The sequence below is a fragment of the Sphingomonas sp. genome, from assembly GCF_039594485.1.
GTDB lineage: Bacteria > Pseudomonadota > Alphaproteobacteria > Sphingomonadales > Sphingomonadaceae > Sphingomonas.
In genome coordinates, this window is the sequence record NZ_JBCNNI010000028.1 from 1 (window position 1) to 23,363 (window position 23,363).

Sequence of the window (23,363 nt, forward strand, 5' to 3'; positions counted from 1 at the left end):
GCCGCAGCGGCCGAATAATCGGGCAACCGCGCCGGGTTGCCCACCAGGGTGACCCGGGTTCCGCGCAGGAACCAGCAAAAAAGGGAGACGGGTCACCCCGGCTCCCTTTTTTCGTGCTCCCTCCACCACACAGGGCGCCTGTCTCCGTCCCGTCATCGGGACGTGTCACAGACGCCGGGCGTGACGAGGAGTTGTCGAGTGATGTTCGCGCGGACCCCAAGATTGTTGTTAAGGCCGGCCTGGCCGGAGGATGCCACCGCCCTTGTCCAAGCGATCGGACATGAGCCGATTGCGCGCATGGCGGCGCGCATTCCGCATCCCTATACCCATGACGATGCCCAAAGCTGGCTGGCCCAGCCCTGCGGGCCGACCGAGCCCCGCTTCCTGATCACCGCGCTGGACCGGAACGGGCCGCCCGAACTGATCGGCGGGATCGGGATCACCCGGGGCGATACGGGGCATGAACTGGGCTATTGGCTTACGCCATCGGCCTGGGGGTGCGGCTATGCGACGGAGGCGGGCCATGCGGTCGTCGGCATCGCCCGCCACGCGCTGCCCATTTCCCGACTGAGCGCGTGGCATTTTGCCGACAATCCCGCATCGGGTCGGGTGCTGGCCAAGCTCGGCTTCCAGCCGACCGGGCAGCACATGCCGCGCGTCTCGGCCGGACGCGATGCTCCGTCGCCCAGCCTGCACCACGCCCTCGACCTGGAAGACGAACGACATTCGGACATGCCGCTCGCCGCCTAGGTCCGATCGCCACTCGACCTGAGCCTGGTTTCCGTTCCTCCCCGGAGGGGCGGTATCAGGCCGGGAGAGGTGTTCCCTGTCACGCCGGGGACACCCCTCCATCATGCTCTTCATGTCGCCCGCCCGACCTTGGTGCCACGCCCCGACTCGCAAAAATGGCTGCGGGAAGCGGCAGCGAATCAGTCACCAGCGGCTGGGTCTTGCGCGATCCCCTTGCAGGATCCGGGAGAAGACCTGACCAAAATGGCCGTCAACTTGCATAGGATATCAACATGGTATATCCGTAATGGTCACACCAGCGGAAACATTGGCCATTATTGCTTCCGCGAATGGAATTTTAGTCATTTGATAAGGGTTTGACCCATTTCCTAGGCCGACACACTCTCCATGCGCAGGAGAAATCCGGTGGTTCGCTACACGGCTTTCACGATGTCGGTTCGACCATGCCGAACTGTTCGAAAGATTCACAGCTCGCTTCGACGGGATCGTCGCGGCGTTGCGGCTGTCGAACTGGCACTGGTCCTGCCCATCCTGCTGGCGGTACTGATGGGCATCATCAGCTACGGCGATTATTTCCTGACCACGCATCTGGTGCAGCAAGCAGCCAATGACGCCGCCCGTGCGGCGCTCGCCGGAATCGACAGGAACGAACGCCAGACGATCGCGGTACAGACGGCCGGACGCCTCCTCGATGCCAGCGGGATGCTGCGACGCGAACTGGGCCAGGTGGACGCGGTCGAAAACGACAATCTGATCACCGTGTCGATTCGTTACGACGCATCGGGCGATCCCCTGCTCCAACTCCCCTTCATACCTACGCCAGGTCGTCTGCTGACCGCGAAGGGGGTGGCGATGATCGGCGGTCTGTGATGCCGCTCCGGGCAACCCTTCATCGACTCCGCAAGGATCGTCGCGGCGCGGTCAGCATCCTGACCGCGATCGTCGCCATGGCGATGATCGGCTTTGCCGCGATGGGTATCGATATCGGCATGCTGACCCTGTCGCAGCGCAAGCTCCAGGGCGTGGCCGACGAGGCTGCCCTGGCCGCCGCCTCCTCCAGCCCGGACCGCAGGACCGAGGCGGTGCAGAAGATCATCGCCAGCAACGCCCTGACCGACGTGACCAGCACGCTGACACCGGGCAGCTATCGCGCGGACGCCACCATCGCACCGGAGAATCGCTTTGTCAGCGGGGCGGATGCGGGCGCGATCCGCGTCGTCCTGCGCCAACCGGTCCCGCTGTTCTTCGGCCGCGTGCTGACCGGACGCAACACCTCCCCCGTCGCGGCCAGCGCGGTGGCGCGGCGGATCGACCTGGTGGCTTTCTCGCTCGGTACGCGACTGGCCAAGGTCCAGGGGGGACTGCCCGCTGCGCTGCTCAACGGCCTGGCGGGCAGCGACCTGCAATTGTCATTGGTCGACTATCAGGCGCTGATCGGGGCGCGGATCGACCTTCTGCGCATGTCGCAAGCGCTCGGCACGCGGCTCCAACTGACGGGCGCGACGTTCAACGACATATTGGCCGCAGACGTGACCCTGCCGATGCTGCTGAGCGCGCTGGCGGATGCTACGGGCGATACGGGCGCGGCGTCGCTGCTGCGCAACCTGTCGCTGCGGGTGCCGGGATCGAAGGTGCCGCTGACCCGGCTGATCGATCTGGGTCCGCTGGGCGACATGACCAAGGCCCCGTCTCGCGAACTGGTCGGCTTCGACGCCTATTCGATGCTGCGCGAGTCGCTCTCCATCGCCAATGGGCGTCGGCAGGTCTCGCTTGACCTCGGGCCCTCGATTCCCGGGCTGTTGTCGACCAAGATATTGCTTGAGATCGGCGAACGGCCCGCCTCCTCCCCCTGGCTGGCGGTCGCGCAGGACAATTCGGTGATCGTCCGCACCGCGCAACAACGCTTGCTCGTCGATGCGCAGATCAGCGTGCCGTTGCTCGCCAATGTCCAGTTGCCCATCTTCGTCGAGACCGCCTCCTCCCAGGCACGGCTGAACGGCGTGGCCTGTTCCGGCGGAGGGCAGGCAGTGACAGTCGACGCCATTCCCTCCCCCGGCACCATCGCCATCGCGCAGATCGATCGCAGCCGGTTTGATGATATGAGCCAATCGCCGATCACCGGATCGGCCCCGCTTCTGCAACTGCCGGTGGCCAAGGTCTGGGGCCAGGCGCGGCTCAACCTGGCCACCGACAGCGCGTGGCAGCGGCTGAGCTTCAACCAAACCGACATTGCCGATGCGACGACCAGGACGATCACCGCCAATTCGGCAGTGCGTGGTATCGCCAATTCGCTGGTCCATCAGGTCGACCTGCGGCTGGAGGTGCTGGGGCTCGGTCTGGGCCTGTCGGGGCTGACGGGAATCGTGGGGGCGGCGCTGTTGCCCGTCGCGCCCGCGCTGGACGTGCTGATCGGCAACGTGACGGACCTGCTGGGCGTGCATGTCGGCCAGGCGGATGTCACGGTGAACGGCGTGCGGTGCGGCAGCGCGATGCTGGTCGCCTGAGTCGCAAGCGCGGGCTGGTCTCCGGGCGCGGTCAGGGTTAAAGGCGACCCCATGCATTTTCTAGATCAGGCCAAGATTTTCGTCCGCTCCGGCGCGGGCGGCCCCGGCGCCGTTTCGTTTCGTCGTGAAAAATACATCGAATATGGCGGTCCCGACGGCGGCAACGGCGGCAAGGGCGGCGACATCATCTTCGAGGCGGTGGCCGGACTGAACACCCTGATCGACTTCCGCTACACCCAGCATTTCCGCGCGCCGCGCGGGCATGGCGGATCGGGGTCGAACCGCACCGGCGGCGGCGGCGACGACCTGGTCATCAAGGTCCCTGTCGGCACCCAGGTCTTGTCCGAGGACAAGGAAGAGGTGCTGATGGACTTCACCAAGGTCGGCCAGCGCGAGGTCTTCCTGCGCGGCGGCGATGGCGGGCGCGGCAATGCCAGCTACAAGACCTCGACCAATCGCACCCCGCGCCAGCATGGCACCGGCTGGCCGCATCAGGAAGCGTGGGTCTGGCTGCGCCTCAAGCTGCTGGCCGATGCCGGTCTGGTGGGTCTGCCCAATGCGGGCAAGTCGACCTTCATCAATGCGGTCACCAATGCGCAGGCCAAGGTCGGGGCCTATGCCTTCACCACCACCCGCCCGCAGTTGGGCGTGGTGCGCCATCACCAGCGCGAATTCGTCGTCGCCGACATTCCCGGCCTGATCGAGGGCGCGGCGGACGGCGCGGGCATCGGCGACCGTTTCCTCGGCCATATCGAGCGGTGCCGGGTACTCCTGCATCTGGTCGATGCCAATGACGCGGATGTGGCGGAGAGCTACCGCATCGTCCGCGACGAGTTGGAGGCTTATGGCGCGGGGCTGGTCGAAAAGCCGCATATCATCGCGCTGAACAAGATCGACACGCTCGACGACGAACTGATCGAGGCGCTGTCCGCCGAACTGGCCGAGGCGAGCGGCGCGGACGTGATCCCCTTGTCGGGTGCGGCGGGCACCGGCGTCGACTGGGTACTCGACAAGCTGTTGGAGGCGATCGGGCCTGGGCCGGATGCGGTTCCCGAGAATGACGAGGGTGAGGACGAAATCACATGGTCGCCTCTCTGATCCCGGCATGATCTTTCCGCCCGCCATCTGTCGGCGGCTGATCGTCAAGGTCGGCTCCGCCCTTCTCGTCACGCCCGAAGGCGAGGTCCGTCGCGACTGGCTGACCGGCCTCGTCGCCGATATCGCCGCGCGGGTGCGGGACGGGCAGCAGATCGCGATCGTCTCTTCTGGCGCGATCGCGCTGGGCGCGCGGCGGCTGGGGCTGGCCAAGGGCGGCCGCGCCAGCCTGGAGGACGCACAGGCCGCCGCCGCGACGGGACAGATCGCCCTGAGCCAGGCCTGGGCGGAACTGCTGCACGCGCAGGGGCTGACCGCCGCGCAGATGCTGGTGACGCTCGACGATCTGGAGGATCGCCGGCGTTACCTGAACGCCGCCGCGACGCTGGGCCGGTTGCTGGGGCTCGGCGTGGTGCCGGTCATCAACGAGAATGACAGCGTCGCCACCGAAGAGATCCGCTTCGGCGACAATGACCGGCTGGCCGCGCGAGTCGGCCAGGCGGCGGGGGCGAACGGCGTGCTGCTCCTCTCCGATGTCGACGGGCTGTACGACAGCAACCCGCACACCAATCCGTCCGCGCGCCATATCGCGCGGGTCGAACGGATCGATGCGGTCAGCGGGATGGCCGATGGCGGCTCGGCTTCGGGCATGGGCTCGGGCGGGATGGTGTCAAAGATCGCCGCGGCGCGGATCGCGGTCAGCGCGGGTGCGCATCTCGCCATCGCGTCGGGGCGGATCGACCACCCCCTCTCGACACCCGCACGCCACAGCCTGTTCGTCGCAGAGAAGAGCGCCCCGGCCCGCAAGGCCTGGCTGGCGGGGGGACTGACCGCGCGCGGCGCGATCACCGTCGATGCGGGCGCGGTGAAAGCCCTGATCGATGGGAACAGCCTGCTCGCGGCGGGCGTGACCGGCGTACAAGGCCATTTCGCGCGCGGCGATCTCGTCACGGTCGAAGGACCGGGCGGCACCATCGCGCGGGGCCTCAGCGAATATGATTCGACCGAGGCCCGCGCGCTGATCGGCACGCGATCGGACGAACAGGCCGCGATCCTGGGGCATGCCCCGCGCGCCGCGCTGATTCACCGCAACCACCTGGCCCTGCTATGATCGTCGCCGTGACGGGGGCGACTGGCTTCGTCGGTCGCGCGGTGGTGGACCGTGCCGCCGGGTCGGGCCTGTCGTTGCGTGCGCTCACCCGCCGCGCCCAGCCGTCGCGGGCGGGGATCACCTGGATCGCCGGCGCGCTCGACAAGCCGGACAGCCTCGCCACGCTGGTCGAGGGCGCCGACGCAGTGTTGCACATCGCCGGCGTCGTCAACGCAACCGATCGCGCAGGCTTCGTGGCGGGCAATATCGACGGCACCCGTGCCATGGTCGATGCGGCGAAGGCGGCGGGGATCCGGCGCTTCGTCCATGTCTCCTCGCTCTCCGCGCGTGAGCCCGACCTGTCCGTCTATGGCTGGTCCAAGCGCCAGGCCGAGGACATCGTGACGGAAAGCGGCCTCGACTGGACCATCGTCCGGCCGAGCGGCATCTATGGCCCGCACGATACCGAATGGCTGGACGTGTTCCGCACCGCCAGACTCGGCCTGGCGCTGATGCCGCCGCCGGGCAGGCTGTCGCTGATCGCGGTCGAGGATTTTGCGCGACTGCTGACCACGCTGGTCGCGGCCGATGGCCCGCGCGCGGTGCTGGAGGTCGATGACGGCCAGATACTGACCCATGCCGAACTCGCCAGCGCGATGGGCGCGGCGGTCGGGCGGCGGGTGATGACCCTGCATCTGCCCCGGGGATTGCTGCAACTCGGCGCGCGCATCGACCGCAAGCTGCGGGGAAATGCGGCGAAACTGACCCCCGACCGGGTCGGTTATCTCTGCCACCCCGACTGGACCGCCGATCCGGCCAGGCGCCCGTCCCCCGAACTTTGGGAACCCGCGATTCCGCTTGCCAAGGGGCTGGCCGACACGGCGCGGTGGTATCGCGCCAACGGCTTGCTATAGCGGCAGACATATCGCGGCCGAAAAGCCGCCGCATTTGGGTGCCACTGGCCCCTCGAAAGGATCATCATGAGCGACCGCCAAGCCATTTTCGACACCGTCGCGGCCCAGATCGCCCCCTTCAACAAGAAGGGTGTGGAACTGACCGAGGCGACGACCTTCCAGGGCGACCTGGAGTGGGACAGCCTGACCGTGATGGATTTCGTCGCCGCGATCGAGGACGAATTCGACATCATCATCACGATGAACATGCAGGCCGAGATCGAGAATGTCGGCCAGCTGGTCGACGCGGTCGAAAAACTGAAGCAAGCCTGACCTTCCTAGCGCCCCAGACGGACACTCCCATGACCGAAGCCGCCGCCCAGTCCCACGCCCTGCCCGCCGATGCCCCCGTCGTCGCGCCCGAGCATGACCTGCTCTCCAAGTTCGATGGCCTGATCGCCGAGCGACAGAAGCTGCTCGACTCGGGCGTCACCGATCCCTTCGCGATCGTGATGGAGCAGGTGAAGTCGCCGACCGAGGCGGTGATCCGGGGCAAGGACACGATCCTGCTCGGCACCTACAACTATATGGGCATGACCTTCGACGCGGACGTGATCGCGGCGGGCAAGACGGCGCTGGAACGCTTCGGGTCGGGCACGAACGGCAGCCGGATGCTCAACGGCACCTTCCATGACCATGTCGAGGTCGAACAGGCGCTGCGCGATTTCTACGGCACGACCGGAGCGATCGTCTTCTCGACCGGCTATATGGCCAATCTGGGCATCATCTCGACGCTGGCGGGCAAGGGGGAATATGTCATCCTCGACGCCGACAGCCATGCGTCGATCTATGACGGTTGCCAGCAGGGCAATGCCGAGATCGTCCGCTTCCGCCACAATTCGGTCGAGGATCTCGACAAGCGGCTCGGCCGCCTGCCCAAGGAGCCCGCCAAGCTGGTCGTGCTGGAGGGCGTCTATTCGATGCTGGGCGACATCGCCCCGCTGAAGGAGATGGTCGCGGTCGCCAAGAAGCACGGGTGCATGGTGCTGGTCGACGAGGCGCATTCGATGGGCTTTTTCGGCCCCAACGGGCGCGGCGTGTACGAGGCGCAGGGACTGGAAGGTCAGATCGACTTCGTCGTCGGCACCTTCTCCAAGTCGGTCGGCACGGTGGGCGGCTTCGTCGTATCCAACCACCCGAAGTTCGAGGCGGTTCGCCTCGCCTGCCGTCCTTACATCTTCACCGCCTCGCTGCCGCCATCGGTGGTGGCGACCGCGACCACCTCGATCCGCAAGCTGATGACCGCGCACGCGAAGCGCGAACGGCTGTGGTCGAACGCGCGCGCGCTGCACGGCGGGCTGAAGGCCATGGGGTTCAAGCTGGGCACCGATACCTGCGACAGCGCGATCGTCGCCGTGATCCTCGACGATCAGGAACAGGCGGCCATGATGTGGCAGGCGCTGCTCGACGGCGGCCTCTACGTCAATATGGCGCGTCCGCCCGCGACCCCGGCGGGGACCTTCCTGCTGCGCTGCTCGATTTGCGCCGAGCATACGCCGGAGCAGATCCAGACCGTGCTGGGCATGTTCCAAGCGGCAGGACAGGCGGTCGGCGTCATCGCCTGACGCCGACGCCTTCCCGCCCGCCGCGCCCTTGTCTTTACAAAATCCGGGACTTGGGGATAGCGTGGCCGCCGTGATCGAGCAGGAGGACCAGGGAAGGGTCGGCCGTTGGCGGACCTTCGCGCTGATCGCGCTGGCGGTGACCGGCATGGTGACGCTCGTCATGCTGATCGTCACGCTGGGCCATGCCAATCGCGAACGCGACCGCGCGCTGGCGCTTCAGGCGCATAGCTACAATGTGATGATCCTGGCCCGCACCCTGGCCGGGACCATCGCCCGGTCCGAAGCGTCGCTCGGCCGCTATGTCATCTCCGGGGACAACCGCCTGGGCCAGCTCTATTCCGACGAATGGACGCTGGCCGATGCCCAGCTCGAACGGCTGGACCTGATTATCGACGAGCCTCACCAGCAGCGGCTGATCGAACGCCTGCGTCGCGCCTATGACGAACGGGGCCGGGAATTGTCGGCCATCGCCCTGTCGACCACCTATCATCGCAACCAGCAGGCCTATGGCCTTTATTACAAGGCGAGCGAGGCCGCCGCGCTGCTGCGCATCAACCAGACGCTGAACGCGCTCATCGAAGGCGAGCGACGATTGCTCGACCACCGCACGGCGGACGCGAAGGCGACCGTGCTGCATTCCAACAGGATCGCCGGGGGCCTGGCGCTGTTCGGCGTCGCGCTGGCCCTGGGCGGTGTCCTGCTCGCCTGGCTGACCGTCCGCACCCAGGGCGAGCGGGCCGAGGCGCGGGCCGAGGCCCATGCCGAACGCGCCCGTGCCGAGGAACTGGCGGGCGCGGTCGATGCAGCGACCGAGGAGTTGAAGGTCCAGGAAGCCAAGCTGCGCCAGGCGCAGAAGATGGATGCGCTGGGCCAGTTGACCGGCGGCATCGCGCATGACTTCAACAATATGCTGGCGGTCGTTCTGGGCGGGCTGGAACTCGCGCGGCGCGCCGACAGGATCGAGGATACGCACCGCCATCTCGACAGCGCGACCGAGGGTGCCCACCGCGCCGCCGCCCTCACCCGCCGCCTGTTGATGTTCAGCCGCGAGGAGGCGCTGAGCCCCGAACCGCTCCATGCTCGCCAACTGGTCGCGGGAATGCGCGATCTGCTCGACCGGACGCTGGGCGACGGCATCAAGGTGACGATCGAGGATCGGGGCAGCGGCTGGACGCTGTTCGGCGACCGGACCCAGATGGAGAACGCCATCCTGAACCTGGCGGTCAACGCGCGCGATGCGATGGAAGGCCGAGGCGAGCTGACCATCCGCACCGCCGAGATACGGGTGGCGGCCGAAGAGCTTCCCCGCGCCGCGGCGGGCGAGTATGTCCTTCTATCGGTCACCGATACCGGCGCGGGCATGTCCCCCGAGGTCGCGGAGCGGGTGTTCGAGCCGTTCTTCACGACCAAGCCCGCCGGCAAGGGCACCGGCCTGGGGCTCAGCCAGATTTTCGGTCTGGTCGGGCAGATGAACGGCGACGTCACCATCCGCACCGCGCCCGGCGCGGGCACGACGGTTCATCTCTATTTCCCCCGGCACCAGGCGGTCGACACCCCGCCCCCGGTGCCGGAACACGCCATGCCCGCCACCGAAGCCGCGGGCGAGGAAGCGGACCGACTGCGCATCCTGGTCGTCGAAGACGATCCCAGGGTGCTCGCGGCGACCATGGCCGCGCTGTCGGAACTGGGGCATGATCCCGTCTCCTGCGACGACCCGCGCGAGGCGGAAAGCGTGCTCGCGCGTCATCCCGGCGTGCGGCTGATCGTGTCGGATGTGTTGATGCCGCACCAGACCGGGCCGGAAATGGTCGCCATGCTGCGCCCCCGTTACCCCGATATCGCGGTGCTGTTCGTCACCGGCTTTGCGGGCGAGGCGCAGGCGGCCGGGTTCGAGGGGCATGAGGTCCTGCGCAAGCCCTTCACCCTGGTCGGGCTGGAACGGGCAATGGCTGCGGCACTGGCGCGACATACGGAAGGGCCCGTCTGCGCGGCAGCGTGAAGAAAGGCCATGGGACAGCGGCATTCGCGCAGGCCATATCGGGGGGTGACGGACCCTGCCCGCCCTCGTATAGCCATGGCCGTTTTATCGCGCGAGTGATGTCCCCCGCATGAAGTCCATCGATCGCTACATGGCCCGGCTGATCGCGTTGCCACTTTTCGCGACGCTGATCATCTCGGCGATGCTGCTGGTGCTCGATCGCATCCGCCGCCTGTTCGAATTCGTCGCGACCGAGGGCGGGCCGATCAGCGTGGTGTGGCGGATGCTCGCCAACCTGTTGCCCGAATATCTGGGGCTGGGCATCCCGATCGGGCTGATGCTGGGCATCCTGCTCGCCTTTCGTCGCCTTGCCACCTCGTCCGAACTGGACGTGATGCGCGGCGTGGGCATGAGCTATACGCGGCTGCTACGCGTGCCGTACATGTACGCCATCGTGCTGGCCGCGCTGAACCTGGCGATCGTCGGCTATATCCAGCCGGTCGCCCGCTATTATTACGAAGGGCTGCGCTACGAACTGCGCACCGGCGCGCTGGGCGCATCGATCAAGGTCGGCGAGTTCACCCATCTGGGCGACCGCATGACCCTGCGCATCGAGGAAAGCCGGGAGAATGGGCGCGACCTGTCGGGCATCTTCGTCCATGCCAACACATCCAAGGGCGACTGGATCGGCGTCACGGCCGAGCGCGGCCGCTTCCTGGCGACCGACGATCCCAACGTCATCATCTTCCGGTTGACCAACGGCACGCTGATCCACAACCGGCCGGAATTCCGCGCGCCGCGCGTGCTGACCTTCTCCAGCCATGACCTGCCGATCGACCTGCCCAAGTTCGACAATTTCCGAAAGCGCGGTGGCCGCGATCTGGAGTTCACCCTGCCCGAACTCGCCCGCCACGGACAGGAGGCGCAAAGCGCCGAGGCACGCGCGGGGAGCCGGGCCGAATTCCACTTCCGCGTGGTCGAGGTGGTGACCATGTTCCTGTTGCCGCTGCTGGCCGTTTCGCTGGGCATTCCGCCCAAGCGATCGACCTCGGCACTGGGTGTCTTCCTGTCGATCGTGATGCTCGTGACCTATTTCAAGGTGAACCAATATGCCGCCGATATCGGCGCGCTGGGCCGGGTCGATCCGCTGATCGCGCTCTGGGTGCCATTTACCGTCTTCGCGGGGCTTGTCCTCTGGATGTATTACGTCACCGCCTATGTCCCCGGCGGCCAGCCGATCGGCGCGCTGGAACGCGGGGTGGCGAAGCTCGCCAAGGCGATCGGCCGCTGGCTGCCCGGCCGCCGCCGCAAAAAGGCCGTCACGGCATGAGCCTGTCCAACATCTTCCCGTCGCGGACCATCGCCATCTACATGGCCAGGATGTTCCTGGTCCGCACCTTCGCGATCCTGTTCGCGGTGGCGCTGGTGCTCCAGACGCTCGACGTGCTCAGCGAATCCGGCGCGGTGCTTGCGGTCCCGGGCAATGGGCAGGAACAGGTCTGGCGCTACGTCTCGCTCCGGGCGCCGCAGATCATTTCCTTCCTGCTGCCCTTCTCGGTGCTGCTCGGCACCATCCTGACCTTCTTCACGATGAACCAGAATTCGGAGGTCATCGCGCTGAAGGCGGCGGGCATGTCGGCGCATCAGGTGCTCGCACCGCTGCTGATCGCCAGCGCGGGCGTGGCGGCGCTCAGCTTCGCGTTCAACGACCGGATCGTGCCGCGTGCCAGCGCGACGCTGAGCGCCTGGCAGAAGGTGCAATATGGCCCCCTGCCCATCGACAGCGGCGACCGATCCAATGTCTGGGTGCGCGACGGTGACGACCTGATCTCGGTCGACCTGATCCAGGGGCGCGGGGCCAGGACCCAGTTGGGGGGCGTGACCCTCTACGACCGGACCGGGGGCAGCCTTCGCGCGATCATCCAGGCTCCACGGGGCGCGCGGGCGGGCGATGGCTGGCGGATCGGACCGGGCACCCGGTTCGAGGTCGGGTCGGGCAAGCTGACCTCCTTTTCCTCGTTGATCATCGGGCATGGCGTGTCGCCTGAGCAACTGACCCTGGCCAGCGTCAGCGCCGACAACCTGTCCTTCGGCGCCCTGGCGAGCGCGATCGACGACCTTCGCGAGGCGGGGCGGCCGACCAAGTCGCTGGAGGGCTCCCTCTGGCACAAGCTGTCCTCACCGATGTCGGCGATGCTGATGCCGCTGCTCGGCGCGGTCGCGGCGTTCGGCGTCGCGCGGTCGGGCAAGCTGCTGATCCGTGCGGTGATCGGCGTGGCGTTGGGCTTCGCCTATTTCGTGGCGGACAATTTCTCGATGGCGATGGGCGACCTGGGTGCCTACCCGCCCTTCCTTGCCGCCTGGGCGCCAATCCTGCTGTTCTTCCTGATCGGTGAAGCGGTTCTGTTCCGAACGGAGGAATAAGGGGCTCGGTCCGACCCGAGTGAACGGAAGGCCGGGTCTTATTTCAAACGCTGGGGGTCGCGCTGGGCGAGGCGCATACCCCTCGCCCAGCGCCGGGGATCACCTGCCCCGACGGATGCTGCTCAGCCCGATCTTGACGACCAACCCCGGCAGCCCCTTGTAGCTGGCCTTGTGATAGGGCGAGTCCTGCTCCAGCGCCGCGCTGATCCGGCGATGCGCCTCGCCCAGCGAATGATAGGGCAAGGAGGGCAGCAGGTGATGCAGCGCGTGATAGCGCAGCCCAACCGGCGCCCACAGCCCCGGCAACAGCGCAGGCGGCGGCACGTTGACCGAATCCAGATACTGCGCGGTCACGGTCATCTGCTCGCCCTCATTCTCCCACAGATGCGCGACCAGCGTGCGCACCTGGTTGAGGACGGCGACCGCCGAGCCGATCGCCAAACCGATGGCGAAGCCGTGCAGCGAGATGATCCCGGTGATCACCATCGCGATCAGCACCACGGCCCAGATCGACGCGGCGGCATCGGTCCGGTTGAACCGCACCAGCGCCTCGCCCTCGGGCATGCGGCGGCGGAATTGCGGATTGATCGCGAGCGCCGAGTAACGCTCCACCACCATCTTGCGCAGACCGGGGATCACCCAGGACAGCGGCGAGAGGATCCCGAACCGGATCAGCAGCCCCAGGGGCGCAAGCGCGGAAACCAGGATGAACACCGGCAGCGTCCATGGCTTCATCAGCGCCAGTGGCAGATATTCGGGATCGTCGGCCGTGCCATAGCGCGTCTTGGCATGGTGCAGATTGTGCACCCCCTCATACATGAAGGCGGGCGTCAGCAACGGCACGCCGACCAGCGCGTTCCAGCCCTCGCGAAAGCGCGGCAGGGCCGAATGCTTCATATGGCTGATCTCATGGATGAAGAGCAGCGCGCGGTAGAGGGCCAGCGTCGACACCACGGCCGCCGCCACGATCACACCGGTCGACGACGCCGTGACCGCCACGGCCAGCGCCGCATAGCCGAGCAGCGCGCTGCCCACCATGTCCGCCCAGTAGAGGCCCGGGCGGGGTGCGATCAGGTCGCGGGTCAGCTCGGCGGCGGCGCGCAGCATCGCCTTGTCATCCGCGATCGGGGCACGCGCAGACCGGGCGGCCGTCTCTGCGGCGGGAGCACGCTCGAAAGAAAGGGTCGATTCCATGGGCATATCCTTTGCCATCATATAGTGGCGACACGGTGGCATTCCCACGGCGGGGGATGATGATATCCTCACTCGCTATGATCGACCAAGCCGGTTAGGTAGCGGCTTTGGCATCCAAAGTCGGATCACATCGCTCCATGGCCCCATCCATCCGTCCCGTCGTCACGAAGCGCGATCGCAAGACCTTCGTCGACTTTCCCTTCGGGCTCTACGCCAACGATCCCCATTGGGTGCCGCCGCTGAAGGGCGAGGCGCTGGGCCTGATCACCCCGGAGAAGAATGGCTGGTACAGCCATGCCAAGGCCCAGCTTTTCCTGGCGGAGGACAATGGCCAGGTCGTCGGGCGCATCTCCGCGCATCTCGACACGCTGGCGCTGGAGATGGACCCGTCCAAGGGGTTCGGGCCCGGCACCGGCTTCTGGGGCCTGATGGATGCGACACGCGAGGATGTGTTCCGCGCGCTGCTCGCCGCCGCCGAGGGGTGGCTGCGCGAACAGGGAATGACCCGCGCGATCGGCCCGGTGTCGCAATCGGTGTGGGAGGAACCCGGCCTGCTGGTCCAGGGGTTCGACCAGGATCCGACGATCATGATGGGCCATGCCCGACCGGAATATCAGGGTTGGATCGAAGCCGCCGGTTACGCGACGATCAAGCAGCTCTTCACCTATGAGCTGGACATCACGCAGGAATTTCCGCCGATCGTCCAGCGGATCATCAAATCGGGCGAGAAGAACGAGCGTATCCGCGTGCGCGAGGTGAACAAGGCCAAGTTCGATGAAGAGGCCGCGATCATCCTGGGCATCCTGAACGATGCGTGGTCGGACAATTGGGGTTTCATTCCGCTGACGCCGCCCGAGATCAAGGATGTCGGTGTCAAGCTGAAGCCGATCGTGTTCAACGACCTGATCCGCATCGCCGAACTGGACGGCAAGCCGGTCGCCTTCATGATCACGCTTCCCGACCTGAACGAGGCGATCAAGCCGCTGAAGGGCAGCCTGTTGCCCTTCGGCTGGGCCAAGCTGCTGCTATGGCTGCGCGCGCCCCGGGTGCGGACGATGCGCGTGCCCTTGATGGGCGTGGTCAAGGAGCTTCAGTCGTCGCGCATGGCCAGCCAGTTGGCCTTCATGATGATCGAATATATCCGCCGCGCCTCGGTGACAAAATATGGCGCGTCGCGGGGCGAGATCGGCTGGATCCTCGATGACAATCAGGGGATGCGCTCGATCGCCGAGACCATCAAGAGCAACGTCAACAAGACCTATAATATCTACGCCCGCGACCTGGGCTGAGGCACGGCGGGACCGGACCGTCCTGTCGGGCGGTCCCTCCCCCGGGGCTCACTTCTTGCGGGCGGGATAGTCGAACGGATCGACGCCCTGCCAGAGCCATTGTTTGCGGGTCTTGCAGACCTTGCCGCGATAGATACTGTCCTCCTGGACGTGCAGGAAGCAGTAGCGGGTCGGCTTGACCGGCATGGCCGCGACGACCGCGACGGAGGTGCTGGCCGGTGTCGGGTTGACGATGGGCTTGGCCGCCCCTTCGTGCGGCGGAACGGTGGCGACCAGGGCGGCGGCGATCAGGCTGAACAGCATCGTCTCTCTCCCGGGGTTCAGCGAGCGGTGCCGCGCGGGGTCGGGACCGCGCCTTCCAACGCGATCCACTCGTCTGCGGTGTGGCAGATCTTCCGCGACAGGCGCGACCCGGTGAGCTCGGTGATGACGCAATAGCGGACCGGCGCGCGGCCCGGCACGGCGGCGGCAGCGACGGGCGCGCCGACCTGCGTCACAGGCGCGGCAGGAGCGACAGTGTCCTTTGCGGCGACGGAAAGAGCGGAAGCGAGCAACAATGAAAGCAGCATGACGGTAACTCCCTTTTGCGTCGGATCGACGCCGACGGGTGAGTTACTGCATTAGTCATGCCATACACTGAATTTCCGCAAATTCAATGACTTAGCGCGATACAACTTGGCGCGCTTCACTACATTCCGGCGTTCTACGCCATCAGCCGCGAAAATTCCGCCATGCCCCCAGCCGCCGGAAAGGCCATTTGCACGTCTGGAGCATCCTCATCCAACAGTAGAGAATGGAGTGTGGCACACAAAGGTCTGAGGCAAATATGCCGCCTGCCTCGACCGCAACGGGCCCCTTGCAAAATGGGGGTCGGCCTTCACCCCGCTCAGTCGCGGCGCAGCGTCACCCAGGTCGGCGCATGGTCGCTGGCCTTTTCACGACCGCGATAGCTCTTGTCGACGCCTGCATCGATCAATCGGTCCGCCGCCTGCGGACTGAGCAGCAGATGGTCGATTCGGAACCCCGCATCGCGCTGCCACGACCCGGCCTGATAGTCCCAGAAGGTCCAGACGCCACCCTTGGGCGCGCGAGTCCGAAGCGAATCGGTCCACCCCTGTGCCAGCAGACGGCGATAGGCGGCACGGCTTTCCGGCTGCATCAAAGCGTCGCTCGCCATGGCCGGGACGGAGAAGGTGTCGTCATCGTTCGGAATGACGTTATAGTCGCCCGCCAGGACCGCCGGAACCTCCTCCGCCAGCAAGGCGCGCGCCCGCGCCGCCAGCCGTTCCATCCAGCGCAGCTTGTAATCGAATTTCGGTCCCGGCTGGGGATTGCCGTTGGGCAGATAGAGCGAGGCGACGACCAGCCCGTCGATTTCGCATTCCAGATAACGGCTATGCTCGTCCTCGACCTCGCCCGCCAGCCCGCGTTGCCGCTCGACCGGCTGGGTACCCCGCGCAAGGACCGCGACGCCGTTCCAGCTCTTCTGCCCATGCCAGACCGCGCCATATCCGGCCGCCTCGATCTCGGCGATAGGAAAGGTCTCGTCGCTGGCCTTCAACTCCTGAAGACACACGATATCGGCATCGGCTTCCGCCAGATACTCCAGCAGGCGGGGCAAACGGGCCTTGATCCCGTTGACGTTGTAGGTGGTGATCTTCACGTCAGATGGCGAAGCTGGTGCCGCAGCCGCAGCCCGAGGCCGCATTGGGATTGGTCACCCGGAACGCCGCGCCGCCCAGTGACTCGACATAATCGACCTCCGCGCCGCGCACGAGATCCAGGCTGATACTGTCGACGACCAGCCGAACGCCATCGGTTTCGGCGATCACATCGTCTTCGGCAGGACCATCGGCCAGACCAAACCGATATTGGAAACCCGAACACCCACCGCCTTCGACCGACAGACGCAGGATGGCGGGCTTATTCTGTCGCTCGGCGATCGTCGCGACGCGGGCCGCGGCGGCCGGGGTCAGCGCGATATCGGAAATGCTGGTGGCCATGACGGTCAGATAGGCGTGGCAGGTGGCCGGAGCAATCCCCCCTGTCCTTCCCTGCAGGCCAGGAGCCTGTGCATAACGGCCCAGGAGACCGCCCATCCAGAGTGTCGGGGAGGTTTGGGGAATCAGTCCTGCGCGGCCGGGCCGTCGGTGGACACAGGGATCTGGTGGATCGCCTGGTCCTGCGACGCCATCAGATAGTCGCCGGTGGTCAGGAAGGGCACGGGATTGACCGCATGACCGTCCATCCGAACCTCGTAATGGAGATGCGAGCCGGTCGAACGGCCGGTCGAACCCATCAGCGCGATCAACTGCCCGCGCGTCACCCGCGCACCGTCGGCGACCAGGATCTTCGACAAATGGCCATAGCGGGTGGCGATACCCTTGCCATGATTGACCTCGACCAGATTGCCATAGCCGCCCTGCCAACCGGCATGATCGACGATGCCATCGGCGGTGGCGTAGATCGGGGTGCCCACAGGGCCGGGAATGTCGACACCGGCATGCATTGCGGCGGTGTGGCGGAACGGATCGGTGCGGATACCGAAATTGCTGGTGAACTGAAGCTTTTCGACCGGCTGGACCGAGGGGATGGCGATCACGCCCTTCTGCACCGAGTCCATCTTCTTCCAGGTCTGGAAGAGGGTGCGGAACTGATGATCGGCGCGGATATCGGCGGCGGCTTCCGCGCTGGCGGCCGGGATATATTCGCCGCCCATCGCCTTTGCGGCGGGCTTGGCCGGGGCAGCGGCCGGGCCGGAGGCGGCGATCGCGCCCTGGCTGGACAGGCTGACGGTCAGGATTCCGACAAAGGCCGCAATCGATTTACCAAACGTATGACGCTGCTTCATCGAACCCCGGCATATTGCAGCCGAACGTACCCAGAGTGGGGATCGCCCGGCTTTCGTCCATCCAATGCTGTTTCGCAGCCCCACCGCGTTACAGACGGGCAGCTTGTGCCTTTTCGGGTTCCCCGTCGGCAAGAGGTTCGTAGAAATCTCGCGTCAAACCGGCTGACTCGCGCGCCGAAACGTTGAACGGTGGCTTAACCGCGCCCCGAAAATGGCGGCGGACGAGCATTTGCCACTGTTCGGCGGGGGCAATGTCATGCCCATCGGCCAGATATCCGAACCATTTCGCGCCGAATCCGACATGACGGATCTCGTCGGTGAAGATGCGGTGCAGGATGCGGGCCGACACCTCGTCGCCCCCGGCACGAAAGCGCGCCACCGTTTCTGGTGTCACGTCCAGCCCGCGCGCCTCCAGCACCATCGGCACCACGGCAAGCCGCGCCATCGCGTCATGCGCGGTTTCCGCCGCCGCTTCCCACAGCCCTGCATGGGCGGGCAGTTCGCCATAGCCCGAGCCCAGCGTCCGCAGCCTCCGGTGGAGCACGGCGAAGTGCATCGCCTCGTCCGCGCCAACCGAAATCCAGTCATCGGCATAGCTTCGCGGAAACTGGCCGCCAAAGCGTCCTGCCGCGTCGAACGCCAGGTCGATCGCGGCGAACTCGATATGCGCCAGCGCATGGAGCAACGCGATCCGCCCCTTTTCCGATCCGCCGCGCCCACGCTTGGGCATGCGGTTGGGCGGCAGCAGTTCGGGACGGTCGGGCCGCCCCGGCGCGTCGGGCATGGCGACGTCGAACCGATGCGCCAAGTCGCCCCGCCGCCAGCCCCGCGCCACCGCGCGGGCGAGCCGTATCTTGGCCAGCGGATCGCCCTCGCGCAGCACCGCCGCGCACGCCTGGGCCAGGGTGGTCGCCGCGATCGCCATCGTCAAAGCGCGCGCGCCGCCTCCAGCACCGCCTGCGCATGGCCCGGCACCTTCACCTTGCGCCAGCTCGCCGCCAGTCGGCCGTCGCCCCCGAACAGGAACGTCGCGCGCTCGATCCCCATATAGGTCTTGCCGTAGAGCTTCTTCTCGCCCCACACGCCGAACGCCTCGCACGCCGCACCGTCCTCGTCGCTCGCCAGTTCGACGGTCAGGCCGTGCTTGGCCGCGAATTTCTGATGCTTGGCCGGGCTGTCCTTCGAGATGCCGATCACGCGCACGCCCGCCGCCTGGAATTCACCCGCCAGCGCGGTGAAGTCCAGCGCCTCCCGCGTGCAGCCACTGGTATCGTCCTTGGGGTAGAAATAGACGACCAGCGGCCCCGCCACATCACCCAGCGCCAGGGGTTGCCCCGCCGCCATCGTCACCGTCACCGCCGGGATGCCGTCACCCTGTTCCATCGCCCTATCCTTGCTGCCAGACACGGGCCACCTCCTGCCGCGTCGCCGCGAGCGTGGCAACCACCGCATCCCAGTCGGGCAGGCCCATCGCCCGCGCGATCAGCGGACGGGTCGCGGGCGGCGGCTCCTGTCCATCGGGGGCCAGCAGGCGGAAGGCGACGAGCGCGCGGGTCAGCACGTCATGCGCCTGCGCCATGCTGGGAGGCAGCAGCTCCTGCCCCACCAGCGCCGCGATCGCCCGCCCCAGATCGGGGTCGAAGCCGGTCCGCGCGACCAGTTGCACGCGGTGCACCGCAAACTCCAGATCGACCAGCCCGCCGGGCAGCAGCTTGACGTCGAGCGACCCCTGCGGCGGCTTGTGCCGCGCCATCTCCGCCCGCATCTCGCCGGCCTCGGCGGCGACATCGCGCGGGGGACGGCAGCCGGTCAGCACATCGGCGATGATCCCCGCGACCATGCCCCGCGCCTCTGCCGAGCCGAAGATCGGTCGGGCACGGGTCAGCGCCATATGCTCCCAGGTCCAGGCGTCCTCACGCTGATAGCGGGCGAAACTCTCGACCGAGACGACCAGCGGCCCCTGCGTGCCCGACGGACGGAGCCGGGTATCGACCGGATAGAGCGGCCCGGCCTGGGTCGGCACCGACAGCGCCGCCGTCACCCGCTGCGCCAGCCGGTTGTAATAGAGTGTCGCGCCCAGCGGCTTGGGGCCATCGGACTCGGCGGAGAAATCGCCGGTGAACAGATAGACCAGATCCAGGTCGGAGGCATGGGTGAGCGCCGCGCCGCCCATCCGGCCCAGCGCCAGGATCAGCAGTTCGCTGCCCGGCACCCGGCCATGGGCGGTGGTGAATTCGTCGATCGTCGCCTGTGCCAGCACGCCGACCGCCGCCTCGGCCACGCGGGCATAGCCGCCCGCCACCTCCAGCGGATCGGCCCGCCCCGCCACGATCTGCGCACCCAGCGCGAACCGCAACTCGCCGACCACGCGGCGCACATGGTCAAGCCGATCCTGATAATCCTGCCCCGACTCGCCGCCCCGCATCGCGCGTTCGAGGAATGGCACGGCGGGCAGAGCCTCGAAGGCGGAGGCATCGATCAGCCCGTCGAGCAAGGCAGGCCGACGCGCCAGCTCCCCCGCCAGGGGTGCGGCATGGCTGAGGATCGCGACGGTCAGGCTGGCCAGCCCCGGCCGCGCCTCCAGCAGGCGGAAGATGTTGATCGCGCTCGTCATCCGTTCGAACAGCGAATCGAGCTTGAGCAGCGCAGCATCGGGATCGGGCGCCTCGCCCAAGGCCTCGACCAGGGTGGGCAGCACCGCGTCCAGCGCCTCGCGGGCCGCCGGGCTGCGCAGCGCGGGATAGTCGCCGCCCCGCCATGCCGCGATCCGCCGCGTCGCCGCCTCGGTATCGCGCAGGCCCGCCGCGACCAGCCGCTCGGTCAGCAACACCGGATCATGCGGCAGGCGCGACCGCTCATCGGCGTCGAGGGCGTCGTAAAGCTGCCCGACCTTCGCCGTCACCGGGGCCAGCCGGTCCACGAGCGCCGCGCCGTCCGGCAGGCCATGGAGGTGCGCGACCCGGTCCAGCCCCTCGCCGCGGGGCAGTTGGTGCGTCTGCCGGTCGTCGATCATCTGCACCCGGTGCTCGATCGTCCGCAGCAGGACATAGGCGTCGGACAAGGCCGCCGCTTCGTCCGCGCCGATCCGCCCCACCTCGGCCAACCGCGCCAGCGCATCGCGGGTGGCGGGGGCCCGCAGGGCGGGGTCGCGGCCGCCATGGATCAGTTGGTGGATCTGCGCGAAGAACTCGATCTCGCGAATCCCGCCGCGCCCCCGCTTCAGGTCGTAACCGGGGCCGAGCGCCTGCCCCTGCGCATGATGATCGCGAATGCGGCGGGTCAGGTCGCGTATCTCGCCCACCGCCCCGAAATCGAGCGCGCGCCGCCAGACGAACGGGCGGATCGCGTCCAGGAATCGCTGCCCCAGGGCCATGTCGCCTGCCGCCGCCCGCGCGCGGATGAACGCCGCCCGCTCCCAGGTCAGCGCCTGGCTCTCATAATAGGCGATCGCCCCTTCCACCGGAATCGCGATCGGCGTCGCTTCCGGCGAGGGGCGCAGGCGAAGGTCCACGCGCAGCACATAGCCCTCCCCGTCACGCGCCTGGAGCAGTTCGACCACTCGCCTGCCGATCCGCACGGCCGCTTCTTCCGGCTCCTCGCGCGGGCGGCGCGGCAGGATCGCGGGATCGAAGATCAGGATGGGGTCGATGTCGGAGGAATAGTTCAGCTCGCGGCTGCCCTGTTTGCCCAGCGCGATCGCGGCGAAGCCCAGCGGCTCGGCATCCGGCGTCCGCTCCCGAATCGCGGCCCGGATCGCCCGGTCGAGCGCATGATCGGCGAAGTCCGTCAGCCGGTGCGTCACCTCGGTCAGGTCATAGGCCCCCGACAGGTCGCCCAGCGCGACCGTCAGTGCCAGCGCCCGCCGCTCACGCCGCAGGGCGACACCGACGGGCAGATCGGGATCAGGAACCACCGGATCGACCAGATGTCCGGCCAGCGCGGCTTGCTCGATCGCAGGCTCCCGGTCGAGCAGCATCGCGAGGAAGGGCGAGTAGCGCCGTGCTCGGGCAACGGCATCGGGCAAATTGTCGGAAAGATACGCGGTCATGGCCCGCTTCTACCCGTGCCTGGGGCCGCGGACAAAAGACTTTCGCTTAGGTTAATTTCGCCCCTTCATAATTTTTGAAACTTGTCAAGCCTTGATCCGTTAGAGGATCATGATGAGCAACGATATCTGGACCAGCGATCTGCGCATCGTTCCGGCGCCTCGGCGTGTGGACGATGTTGGCCATGCGCTGCGTTCGGCCTTTTCGGAGTCGCCGCGACTGCCGGACGCCTGGGTCCGGCTGCTCTCGCGGATCGATCGACGATCGGAGAGCCGCTGACCCACAGGGTCCGCCCCTTATGGGACGGAACTGGCATGAAGGTAGTCGTTGCCGCCCTCGTCGCTGTCGTGCCCGATCGGCTCCAGCCCCGCCTGCCACAGCAATCGGCGATAGGTTTCCCATCCTAGCGAATGGGAATGCCGTCCGGTCAGGCTGTCATTCCAGTGGCATGAGTGTCGTGGTGCGGTGAACAACAAATGCCCGCCCGGCTCCAGGCACTGGGCGACCCGTGCGATCAGGGCGCGCTGACGCCCTTCATCTAGAAGGAACATCAGTCCGATCGCGATGATTCCGTCGAACTTACGATCGAAAAAGTGACCGGTTTCGGCCGTTTCGCATGCCGCCTTGGCGTCCGGGAGATGACGGCGGAACGTATCGAGAAGCGTCGGGGACGCATCGATACCGTGAATCGCAAATCCCCGGGCGGACAGCGCGGTCCCTATTGGAACACCCGTCCCGCAACCGATGTCGAGAATGGCACCACCGGGCCGGACATGGCTGGACCAGCGAAGAACGGCGTCTACACCGACGGGGGACCGAAGGGCAGCGAATGATGCAGCCGCCGCCTCCCACCCCGCCGACGGATCATCCCTCACGTCTCCCCCCTTCTTCCAGGAATCCCACCCGTAAAAAAAGACCGCCTCGACAGGGTCGAGACGGCCGCTTCTTGTCGAGGGAGCGTTTTTACCGCCCGCCGCTCAACTGGTCGACATCACCCATGATGCTGTCGAGTGCGGTCTTGCTGCTGTCGGTTTCGTGCAGTCGGCGCGAGGGCAAGGCGCCTTCGGTCAGGATCGCCTCCAGCGCGACGCGGCCGCGTGCCACGCGGCTCTTGATCGTGCCGACCGCGACGTTGCAGATCTCGGCCGCTTCCTCATAGGCGAAACCGCCCGCGCCGACGAGGATCAACGCTTCACGCTGCGGCTGCGGCAGGTGCATGAGCGCGCGCTGCATATCGCCCAGTTCGACATGGCGATCCTGGCTGGCAGGGGCCGCCAGGATGCGATCAGCGACCAGATCGTCCCACTCGCCCTTGAAACGCGCGCGGCGCATCTGCGACAGATACAGGTTACGCAGGATGATGAAGGTCCAGGCCCGCATATTGGTGCCCGCCTGGAAGCGTTTCCGCGCCGCCCAGGCCTTAAGCAGCGTTTCCTGCACCAGATCGTCCGCCAGATCGCGGCTGCCGGACAGCGAACGCCCGAAAGCGCGAAGATGCGGGATCACGCGCGCCAGTTCGGTCTTGAACTCGGAATCGGGCAGGGCGACGTGCTCGACGGGTGCGTCGGCTTCGATATCGTCCCGCGTCTGTGGCTGCGTCATGAAAATCCGATCGTCGGAAACG

24 protein-coding genes are annotated in these 23,363 nt (G+C 66.9%); 13 read left to right on the top strand and 11 right to left on the bottom strand.

Features of this window, described 5'->3' with window-relative positions:
- Window positions 1–201: 201 nt before the first annotated feature.
- The 11 genes from ABDV78_RS13750 (at window position 202) to lptG (ending at window position 12,359) form a co-directional block, all read left to right on the top strand.
- Window positions 202–750: a GNAT family N-acetyltransferase gene (locus ABDV78_RS13750; RefSeq protein ID WP_343527959.1), complete on the top strand. Its 549-nt coding sequence runs from the start codon at window positions 202–204 to the stop codon at window positions 748–750.
- Window positions 751–1,155: 405 nt separating this feature from the next.
- Window positions 1,156–1,620, top strand: coding sequence for a TadE/TadG family type IV pilus assembly protein (locus ABDV78_RS13755; protein WP_343527960.1), 465 nt, complete (start codon window positions 1,156–1,158; stop codon window positions 1,618–1,620).
- Window positions 1,620–3,254, top strand: coding sequence for a pilus assembly protein TadG-related protein (locus ABDV78_RS13760; protein WP_343527961.1), 1,635 nt, complete (start codon window positions 1,620–1,622; stop codon window positions 3,252–3,254). The genes ABDV78_RS13755 and ABDV78_RS13760 overlap by 1 nt, the downstream gene beginning before the upstream one ends.
- Before the next feature lie 51 nt (window positions 3,255–3,305).
- Complete coding sequence (gene obgE / locus ABDV78_RS13765) at window positions 3,306–4,352, top strand: GTPase ObgE (protein ID WP_343527962.1); 1,047 nt, start codon at window positions 3,306–3,308, stop codon at window positions 4,350–4,352.
- A 7-nt stretch (window positions 4,353–4,359) separates the two neighbouring features.
- Window positions 4,360–5,460 (top strand): glutamate 5-kinase, encoded by a 1,101-nt coding sequence (gene proB / locus ABDV78_RS13770; RefSeq protein WP_343527963.1) that lies wholly within the window; start codon window positions 4,360–4,362, stop codon window positions 5,458–5,460.
- On the top strand, window positions 5,457–6,353 hold the full coding sequence (locus ABDV78_RS13775; protein ID WP_343527964.1) for an NAD(P)H-binding protein: 897 nt from the start codon (window positions 5,457–5,459) through the stop codon (window positions 6,351–6,353). Before proB ends, ABDV78_RS13775 begins: the two co-directional genes overlap by 4 nt.
- Before the next feature lie 66 nt (window positions 6,354–6,419).
- The gene (locus tag ABDV78_RS13780) at window positions 6,420–6,665 is read left to right on the top strand and encodes an acyl carrier protein (protein WP_294272475.1); all 246 of its coding nucleotides are present in this window, start codon (window positions 6,420–6,422) and stop codon (window positions 6,663–6,665) included.
- Between the two features lie 29 nt (window positions 6,666–6,694).
- Window positions 6,695–7,957, top strand: a complete 1,263-nt coding sequence (locus ABDV78_RS13785; protein ID WP_343527965.1) for an aminotransferase class I/II-fold pyridoxal phosphate-dependent enzyme — start codon at window positions 6,695–6,697, stop codon at window positions 7,955–7,957.
- 61 nt (window positions 7,958–8,018) lie between these two features.
- A complete protein-coding gene (locus tag ABDV78_RS13790; protein WP_343527966.1) occupies window positions 8,019–9,956 on the top strand; it encodes an ATP-binding protein in 1,938 nt (645 codons plus the stop codon).
- Window positions 9,957–10,065: 109 nt separating this feature from the next.
- Window positions 10,066–11,265 carry an LPS export ABC transporter permease LptF gene (gene lptF, locus ABDV78_RS13795; RefSeq protein ID WP_343527968.1) on the top strand — a complete coding sequence of 400 codons (1,200 nt, stop codon included), beginning with the start codon at window positions 10,066–10,068 and terminating at the stop codon, window positions 11,263–11,265.
- Window positions 11,262–12,359: an LPS export ABC transporter permease LptG gene (gene lptG, locus ABDV78_RS13800; RefSeq protein WP_343527969.1), complete on the top strand. Its 1,098-nt coding sequence runs from the start codon at window positions 11,262–11,264 to the stop codon at window positions 12,357–12,359. The genes lptF and lptG overlap by 4 nt, the downstream gene beginning before the upstream one ends.
- A 99-nt stretch (window positions 12,360–12,458) precedes the next feature.
- Here lptG and ABDV78_RS13805 read toward each other — a convergent pair whose 3' ends face one another.
- Window positions 12,459–13,553: a fatty acid desaturase gene (locus ABDV78_RS13805; RefSeq protein WP_343527970.1), complete on the bottom strand. Its 1,095-nt coding sequence runs from the start codon at window positions 13,551–13,553 to the stop codon at window positions 12,459–12,461.
- Window positions 13,554–13,690: 137 nt separating this feature from the next.
- On the opposite strand from ABDV78_RS13805, the gene ABDV78_RS13810 reads away from it, so the two are divergent.
- Window positions 13,691–14,842 (top strand): N-acetyltransferase, encoded by a 1,152-nt coding sequence (locus ABDV78_RS13810; protein ID WP_343527971.1) that lies wholly within the window; start codon window positions 13,691–13,693, stop codon window positions 14,840–14,842.
- A gap of 48 nt (window positions 14,843–14,890) precedes the next feature.
- On the opposite strand, the gene ABDV78_RS13815 is transcribed toward ABDV78_RS13810, so the two are convergent.
- The 8 genes from ABDV78_RS13815 to ABDV78_RS13850 all read right to left on the bottom strand — a co-directional run bounded on the left by ABDV78_RS13815 (window position 14,891) and on the right by ABDV78_RS13850 (window position 21,741).
- On the bottom strand, window positions 14,891–15,145 hold the full coding sequence (locus tag ABDV78_RS13815) for a hypothetical protein (RefSeq protein WP_343527972.1): 255 nt from the start codon (window positions 15,143–15,145) through the stop codon (window positions 14,891–14,893).
- A gap of 17 nt (window positions 15,146–15,162) precedes the next feature.
- Complete coding sequence (locus ABDV78_RS13820; protein ID WP_343527973.1) at window positions 15,163–15,411, bottom strand: hypothetical protein; 249 nt, start codon at window positions 15,409–15,411, stop codon at window positions 15,163–15,165.
- A gap of 317 nt (window positions 15,412–15,728) precedes the next feature.
- Window positions 15,729–16,505: an exodeoxyribonuclease III gene (gene xth, locus ABDV78_RS13825; RefSeq protein WP_343527974.1), complete on the bottom strand. Its 777-nt coding sequence runs from the start codon at window positions 16,503–16,505 to the stop codon at window positions 15,729–15,731.
- A gap of 1 nt (window position 16,506) precedes the next feature.
- On the bottom strand, window positions 16,507–16,845 hold the full coding sequence (erpA, locus tag ABDV78_RS13830) for an iron-sulfur cluster insertion protein ErpA (RefSeq protein ID WP_343527975.1): 339 nt from the start codon (window positions 16,843–16,845) through the stop codon (window positions 16,507–16,509).
- A 122-nt stretch (window positions 16,846–16,967) separates the two neighbouring features.
- Window positions 16,968–17,693, bottom strand: coding sequence for a M23 family metallopeptidase (locus tag ABDV78_RS13835; RefSeq protein ID WP_343527976.1), 726 nt, complete (start codon window positions 17,691–17,693; stop codon window positions 16,968–16,970).
- 88 nt (window positions 17,694–17,781) lie between these two features.
- Window positions 17,782–18,618 carry a ferritin-like domain-containing protein gene (locus ABDV78_RS13840; RefSeq protein ID WP_343528009.1) on the bottom strand — a complete coding sequence of 279 codons (837 nt, stop codon included), beginning with the start codon at window positions 18,616–18,618 and terminating at the stop codon, window positions 17,782–17,784.
- Between the two features lie 2 nt (window positions 18,619–18,620).
- A complete protein-coding gene (locus ABDV78_RS13845; RefSeq protein WP_343528010.1) occupies window positions 18,621–19,076 on the bottom strand; it encodes a peroxiredoxin in 456 nt (151 codons plus the stop codon).
- Between the two features lie 4 nt (window positions 19,077–19,080).
- The gene (locus ABDV78_RS13850) at window positions 19,081–21,741 is read right to left on the bottom strand and encodes a bifunctional [glutamine synthetase] adenylyltransferase/[glutamine synthetase]-adenylyl-L-tyrosine phosphorylase (RefSeq protein WP_343527977.1); all 2,661 of its coding nucleotides are present in this window, start codon (window positions 21,739–21,741) and stop codon (window positions 19,081–19,083) included.
- Window positions 21,742–21,850: 109 nt separating this feature from the next.
- Between ABDV78_RS13850 and ABDV78_RS13855 the strand changes: the two genes are divergently transcribed.
- Window positions 21,851–22,018, top strand: coding sequence for a hypothetical protein (locus tag ABDV78_RS13855; RefSeq protein ID WP_343527978.1), 168 nt, complete (start codon window positions 21,851–21,853; stop codon window positions 22,016–22,018).
- Window positions 22,019–22,035: 17 nt separating this feature from the next.
- Here the strand turns inward: ABDV78_RS13855 and ABDV78_RS13860 are convergent, their stop codons facing one another.
- On the bottom strand, window positions 22,036–22,614 hold the full coding sequence (locus tag ABDV78_RS13860; RefSeq protein ID WP_343527979.1) for a class I SAM-dependent methyltransferase: 579 nt from the start codon (window positions 22,612–22,614) through the stop codon (window positions 22,036–22,038).
- 88 nt (window positions 22,615–22,702) lie between these two features.
- Window positions 22,703–23,341: a sigma-70 family RNA polymerase sigma factor gene (locus ABDV78_RS13865; protein WP_343527980.1), complete on the bottom strand. Its 639-nt coding sequence runs from the start codon at window positions 23,339–23,341 to the stop codon at window positions 22,703–22,705.
- Window positions 23,342–23,363: the final 22 nt, after the last annotated feature.

What these genes read in the sequence shown, in the direction of transcription:
- ABDV78_RS13845 (WP_343528010.1), bottom strand. Translation starts at nt 19,076, where the DNA reads ATGGAACAGGGTGACGGCATCCCGGCGGTGACGGTGACGATGGCGGCG.
- ABDV78_RS13855 (WP_343527978.1), top strand. Translation starts at nt 21,851, where the DNA reads ATGATGAGCAACGATATCTGGACCAGCGATCTGCGCATCGTTCCGGCG.
- ABDV78_RS13835 (WP_343527976.1), bottom strand. Translation starts at nt 17,693, where the DNA reads ATGAAGCAGCGTCATACGTTTGGTAAATCGATTGCGGCCTTTGTCGGA.
- erpA (WP_343527975.1), bottom strand. Translation starts at nt 16,845, where the DNA reads ATGGCCACCAGCATTTCCGATATCGCGCTGACCCCGGCCGCCGCGGCC.
- ABDV78_RS13750 (WP_343527959.1), top strand. Translation starts at nt 202, where the DNA reads ATGTTCGCGCGGACCCCAAGATTGTTGTTAAGGCCGGCCTGGCCGGAG.
- ABDV78_RS13805 (WP_343527970.1), bottom strand. Translation starts at nt 13,553, where the DNA reads ATGGAATCGACCCTTTCTTTCGAGCGTGCTCCCGCCGCAGAGACGGCC.
- lptF (WP_343527968.1), top strand. Translation starts at nt 10,066, where the DNA reads ATGAAGTCCATCGATCGCTACATGGCCCGGCTGATCGCGTTGCCACTT.
- ABDV78_RS13840 (WP_343528009.1), bottom strand. Translation starts at nt 18,618, where the DNA reads ATGGCGATCGCGGCGACCACCCTGGCCCAGGCGTGCGCGGCGGTGCTG.
- lptG (WP_343527969.1), top strand. Translation starts at nt 11,262, where the DNA reads ATGAGCCTGTCCAACATCTTCCCGTCGCGGACCATCGCCATCTACATG.
- ABDV78_RS13820 (WP_343527973.1), bottom strand. Translation starts at nt 15,411, where the DNA reads ATGCTGCTTTCATTGTTGCTCGCTTCCGCTCTTTCCGTCGCCGCAAAG.
- obgE (WP_343527962.1), top strand. Translation starts at nt 3,306, where the DNA reads ATGCATTTTCTAGATCAGGCCAAGATTTTCGTCCGCTCCGGCGCGGGC.
- ABDV78_RS13810 (WP_343527971.1), top strand. Translation starts at nt 13,691, where the DNA reads ATGGCCCCATCCATCCGTCCCGTCGTCACGAAGCGCGATCGCAAGACC.
- ABDV78_RS13775 (WP_343527964.1), top strand. Translation starts at nt 5,457, where the DNA reads ATGATCGTCGCCGTGACGGGGGCGACTGGCTTCGTCGGTCGCGCGGTG.
- ABDV78_RS13865 (WP_343527980.1), bottom strand. Translation starts at nt 23,341, where the DNA reads ATGACGCAGCCACAGACGCGGGACGATATCGAAGCCGACGCACCCGTC.
- proB (WP_343527963.1), top strand. Translation starts at nt 4,360, where the DNA reads ATGATCTTTCCGCCCGCCATCTGTCGGCGGCTGATCGTCAAGGTCGGC.
- ABDV78_RS13815 (WP_343527972.1), bottom strand. Translation starts at nt 15,145, where the DNA reads ATGCTGTTCAGCCTGATCGCCGCCGCCCTGGTCGCCACCGTTCCGCCG.
- ABDV78_RS13785 (WP_343527965.1), top strand. Translation starts at nt 6,695, where the DNA reads ATGACCGAAGCCGCCGCCCAGTCCCACGCCCTGCCCGCCGATGCCCCC.
- ABDV78_RS13850 (WP_343527977.1), bottom strand. Translation starts at nt 21,741, where the DNA reads ATGACCGCGTATCTTTCCGACAATTTGCCCGATGCCGTTGCCCGAGCA.
- ABDV78_RS13760 (WP_343527961.1), top strand. Translation starts at nt 1,620, where the DNA reads ATGCCGCTCCGGGCAACCCTTCATCGACTCCGCAAGGATCGTCGCGGC.
- ABDV78_RS13780 (WP_294272475.1), top strand. Translation starts at nt 6,420, where the DNA reads ATGAGCGACCGCCAAGCCATTTTCGACACCGTCGCGGCCCAGATCGCC.